The organism is Bradyrhizobium sp. (assembly GCF_019244115.1).
GTDB lineage: Bacteria > Pseudomonadota > Alphaproteobacteria > Rhizobiales > Xanthobacteraceae > Bradyrhizobium.
In genome coordinates, this window is record NZ_JAFATE010000747.1 from 1 (window position 1) to 4,498 (window position 4,498).

Genomic DNA, 4,498 nt, shown 5'->3' on the forward strand with positions numbered 1-4,498 from the left:
GGCAGCAGCACGGCAAACGCCTGCCAGATCACGTCGTAGAGCCCTGCCTTGCGGATCTCGTCGATATAGACGGCATCGGCCTTGCGCAGGATGTCGAGCTTCTCCTTCGTGATGTCGCCGGGGCAGCGGATCGCGAGCCCCGGGCCCGGGAACGGATGCCGGCCGACAAAAATATCGGGCAGGCCGAGCTCGCGGCCGAGCGCGCGCACCTCGTCCTTGAACAGTTCGCGGAGCGGCTCGACCAGCTTCATGTTCATGCGCTCGGGCAGGCCGCCGCCATTGTGGTGCGACTTGATGGTCACCGACGGCCCTCCGGTGAAGGAGACGCTTTCGATCACGTCGGGATAGAGCGTGCCCTGCGCCAAGAACTCGGCGCCGCCGATCTTTTTGGCCTCAGCATCGAATACGTCGATGAAGAGACGCCCGATGGTCTTGCGCTTCTGTTCGGGTTCGGTGACGCCGGCAAGTTCGGTGAGAAATTGCTTCGAGGCATCAACGTGAACCAGCGGAATATTGTAGTGATGCCGGAACAGGTCGACCACGGTCTCGGCCTCGCTCAGCCTGAGCAGGCCGTGATCGACGAACACGCAGGTGAGCTGATCGCCGATCGCCTCATGAATCAACACGGCGGCGACGGCCGAGTCGACGCCGCCGGAGAGGCCGCAGATCACCCGCCCCTTGCCGACCTGCGCACGGATCTTTGCGACCGCCTCCTCGCGGAAGGCGCGCATGGTCCAATCGCCGGAGAGGCCGGCGATCTTGCGCACGAAATTGCGGATCAGCTGCGCGCCATCGGGCGTGTGCACGACCTCGGGATGGAACATCAGGCCGTAGTATTTGCGCTTCTCGTCCTGGATGACCGCGAACGGCGCATTGGCGGAGGTGCCGGCGACCACAAAGCCCGGCGGCATCTTTGTGATACGGTCGCCATGGCTCATCCAGACCGGGTAACGTCCGCCCGCCGTCCAGGTCGCGTCGAACAGGCAGCTGTCGGTCTTGACCTCGACATCGGCGCGGCCGAACTCGCGGTGGTGGCCGCCCTCGACCTCGCCGCCGAGCTGGGCCGCCATGGTCATCTGGCCGTAGCAGATGCCGAGCACCGGCACGCCGCTCGCAAAGATCAGCTGGGGCGCGCGGGGCGAGCCTTCCTCATGCACCGATTCCGGGCCGCCGGACAGGATCACCGCCTTCGGCTTCATCTCGCGGAAGGCGGCTTCCGCCTTCTGGAACGGCACGATCTCGCAATAGACGCCATCTTCGCGCACGCGGCGGGCGATCAGCTGGGTGACCTGGCTGCCGAAGTCGACGATCAGGATCTTGTCATGCGCCGAGGTCACGGCAGGCGCGGGCGACTCATCGATTTGGGGGGCTGCTGTCATGGACAGCAATTACGCCGTGGAGGGCACCGTCGCAACCCCGGACGAACCGTCAGGCGCGGGCCCGTCCCGGCCATCCACGCCTTTTGGTCCGAGTGTACTCGGACCGGTCGTGCCTGGGCGCAATTTGGTAGGGTGGGCAAAGCGATAGCGTGCCCACCGGCCCAGCACCGCGCTCGAGATGGTGGGCACGGCGCAAGAGCGCTTTTGCCCACCCTATCGTTCCCGGCGCAGGATCGATACGAAAAACCCGTCCGTGCCGGTCCGGCGCGGGGTCATCAGCCAGCCCTCCGGCGAGCGCAGCGCGGCGCCAGCAAAAGCCGTCGCCTTGTCTCCGAGCGCGGCCGCGGTCTGGTCCGGCGCGACGATGGAGAATCCGGCGTGGCGACCGAGAAAGGCACGAACCTGCTCGCCGTTTTCGGGCGGCAGCACCGAGCAGGTGATGTAAGCGATCCGCCCGCCCACCTTCACCAGCCTGACAGCCCGATCAAGCACTTCGGCCTGGTCCTTCAGCCGGATTTCGAGCGCGCCGGGGCGCATCCGCCATTTGGCATCCGGATTGCGCCGCCAAGTCCCGGTTCCCGTGCAGGGCGCGTCGATCACGACGAGATCGGCCGATGCCTTGATGTCGGCGAGCGGCTCCTCCTCCCCCCGGGGGCTGCGCACCTCGGCATTGTGCACGCCACCGCGCGACAGCCGTTCATGGATCGGCGCGAGCTGGCGCTTGTCGCGGTCGGTCGCGATCAGCCGGCCCTTGCCCTGCATGCTGGCGGCGAGCGCCAGCGTCTTGCCGCCGGCGCCGGCACAGAGGTCGATCACCTGCTCGCCGGATTTTGCAGCGGCCAGCAGCGCGGCGAGTTGCGAACCCTCGTCCTGCACCTCGATCGCGCCCTTGATGAAACTCTCCTCGGCGTGAATGCCGGGATTGCGGGCATCGGCACCGAGCTCGATGCGCAGTCCGAGCGGCGACCACGGCGTCTCCCGCGCACCGAGATGGGTCAGCGCGGCGAGAACTTTTTCGCGCTTCCCTTTCAGGGTGTTGACACGCAGGTCGAGCGGCGCGCGGGACGCCATGCCGGCGGCTTCGGCGACGCGATCCTCGCCGAACACCTGCGCCAGATAGGGATCGAGCCAGTCCGGATAATCGCCGGCAACCGGCGGCGGCGCCGCATCGGTGGTGCGCGTGGCAAGCGCCGCGCGTTCCGCCTCGGACAGCGGTTCCTGAGCATAACGGCCGCCGTCGCAAAGCGCTGCGATCGCATCGACCGCGAGCCCGCGCTCGCGCTTGAGCATGCCGAGCGCACGCCCCCGTGCGGTATCGTCATTCATGATCCAGGCGCTGGAGGCGCGCCGCCGCAGCACGTCCCAGACCAGGCCCGCAATCGCCGCCCGATCGCCGGAACCGGCAAACCGATGCGCCGTGCCCCAGTCCTTCAGCGCCTTCGCTGCTGGGGCACGCTGCGCCTCGATGGTCTCGATGATTTCAATCGCCGCGGACAGGCGCGCTTGTGGTGTCATGCTCGCTCTTTTCTTTGAGGACCGGCCGGCAATGCCTAGATCAGCAACAGGATTTTCAGCGCGAAGTAGATCCACATCACGAGCAGCACCACGATGCCGGCGAACCAGGCCAGCGAGCGTTGCCGCACGTCGTTGGAGTTCACAAGAATGCCGGCATGGACGAAACGGGTGATGACGAACACCCAGGACAAAGCAACGATGAGGAAATCGGCATGGCGCAGCGGCAAGGCCAGCGCGATCAGGACGTAGAACAAGACGGGCAGGTCGAACTGGTTGCCAATCTCCCTCGGCTTCGTCTCGCCCCGCGCCGCCGCCCGCCCCCGCGCCATCCATAGCAGGAGGCTAAAGGTGAGCGCGACTTCGACGAAGACCGGCAGCAGAACCATTTGAATGGACATCGAAATCCTCCCGGGCGCCGCAGCGGCCAGCCTAAAAGGCTAATAGCCGCGACGCCTGCTCCTGACAACAAAGCGCAAAGCCGGACCAATCAGTGTGAACTGACCGACATTTTCCCGAAATGGGCGCGCGATATATTTTTGCCCGGAAGGATGATCCGCATGACCGAATTTCGCCTCACGCAAATTTCCGACACCCATCTGGCCCGCCGCCTGCCGCTGCTCAGCGACAATTTTGCGAAGCTGAGCGATCATCTCGACGCGACACGCCCCGACCTCGTCGTCAATACCGGCGACGTCGCCTTCGACGGCCCGGCCGGACCCGAGGATCTCGAATTTGCCCGCACCCTGCACGAGGCCCTGCCCGTTCCCTGTCGCTATCTGCCCGGCAACCACGATATCGGCGACAATCCAACCCAGGCCTGCCCCAATCCGAAGCAGGCCGTCACCGAGAAGGACCGCCAGGCCTTCATTTCCGTCTTTGGCGACGACCGCTGGCGTTTCGAGGCCGCCGGCTGGTGCTTTGTCGGCCTCAATTCGCTGGTCATGAACTCCGGGCTCATCAGCGAAGCCGAACAGTTCGACTGGCTCGCCTGCGAGCTGGCCTCCGCCAACGGCAAGCCGGTGGCGCTGTTCCTGCACAAGCCGCTGTTCCTTAATGCGCCCGACGATCCCGAGCTCGCGGCGACCGCGATCCGCTACGTTCCGATGCCGGCGCGCCGGCGCCTCGTGGAGATGCTGCGCAACGTCAATCTGCGGCTGGTCGCCAGCGGCCATGTCCATCAGCGGCGCGACTTTACCTATCGTGGCGTCAGACATGTCTGGGCGCCGTCCACCGGCTTCGTGATTCCCGACCGCATGCAGGACGTGATCGGGATCAAGGAAGTCGGGCTGGTCGAATATCGCTTTCAGCCCGACGGTTTCGAGGTGCGCCATCTGCGGGCGCCGGGCCAGGCCGACGTCTGGCTCGACGATCTTTTCGCGCCGGCCACCTAGCCGCAAATACTCAGGCCTTGTCTGGCCCGACACGAACGAGCTGCTTGCCGAAATTGGCGCCCTTGAGCAGGCCGATGAACGCCTCCGGCGCGCTGTCGAGACCATCGGTGATGAACTCCTTGTACTTCACGCGGCCCTCGCGGACCCAGCCCGCCATGTCGCGCAGAAATTCCGCGTGCATCGCGGCGAAATCAGAGACGATGAAACCGCGGA

General features: G+C 65.7%; 4 protein-coding genes and 1 pseudogene. 1 reads left to right on the forward strand and 4 read right to left on the reverse strand.

The features are described 5' to 3' along the window. From guaA to JOZ76_RS32270, 3 genes are all read right to left on the reverse strand, one after another. Positions 1-1,379 (reverse strand): glutamine-hydrolyzing GMP synthase (gene guaA / locus JOZ76_RS32260; RefSeq protein ID WP_291705439.1); only part of this gene is annotated, 1,379 nt, incomplete at its 3' end. Positions 1,380-1,592: 213 nt separating this feature from the next. Beyond that, positions 1,593-2,894 (reverse strand): RsmB/NOP family class I SAM-dependent RNA methyltransferase, encoded by a 1,302-nt coding sequence (locus JOZ76_RS32265; RefSeq protein ID WP_291705440.1) that lies wholly within the window; start codon positions 2,892-2,894, stop codon positions 1,593-1,595. A 35-nt stretch (positions 2,895-2,929) separates the two neighbouring features. Further along, positions 2,930-3,292 (reverse strand): MAPEG family protein, encoded by a 363-nt coding sequence (locus tag JOZ76_RS32270; protein WP_291705441.1) that lies wholly within the window; start codon positions 3,290-3,292, stop codon positions 2,930-2,932. Positions 3,293-3,451: 159 nt separating this feature from the next. Between JOZ76_RS32270 and JOZ76_RS32275 the strand changes: the two genes are divergently transcribed. Next, complete coding sequence (locus JOZ76_RS32275) at positions 3,452-4,285, forward strand: metallophosphoesterase family protein (protein ID WP_291705442.1); 834 nt, start codon at positions 3,452-3,454, stop codon at positions 4,283-4,285. A gap of 10 nt (positions 4,286-4,295) precedes the next feature. Here the strand turns inward: JOZ76_RS32275 and JOZ76_RS32280 are convergent. Beyond that, a pseudogene (locus JOZ76_RS32280) lies at positions 4,296-4,498 on the reverse strand (NADP-dependent oxidoreductase); the annotation flags it as partial.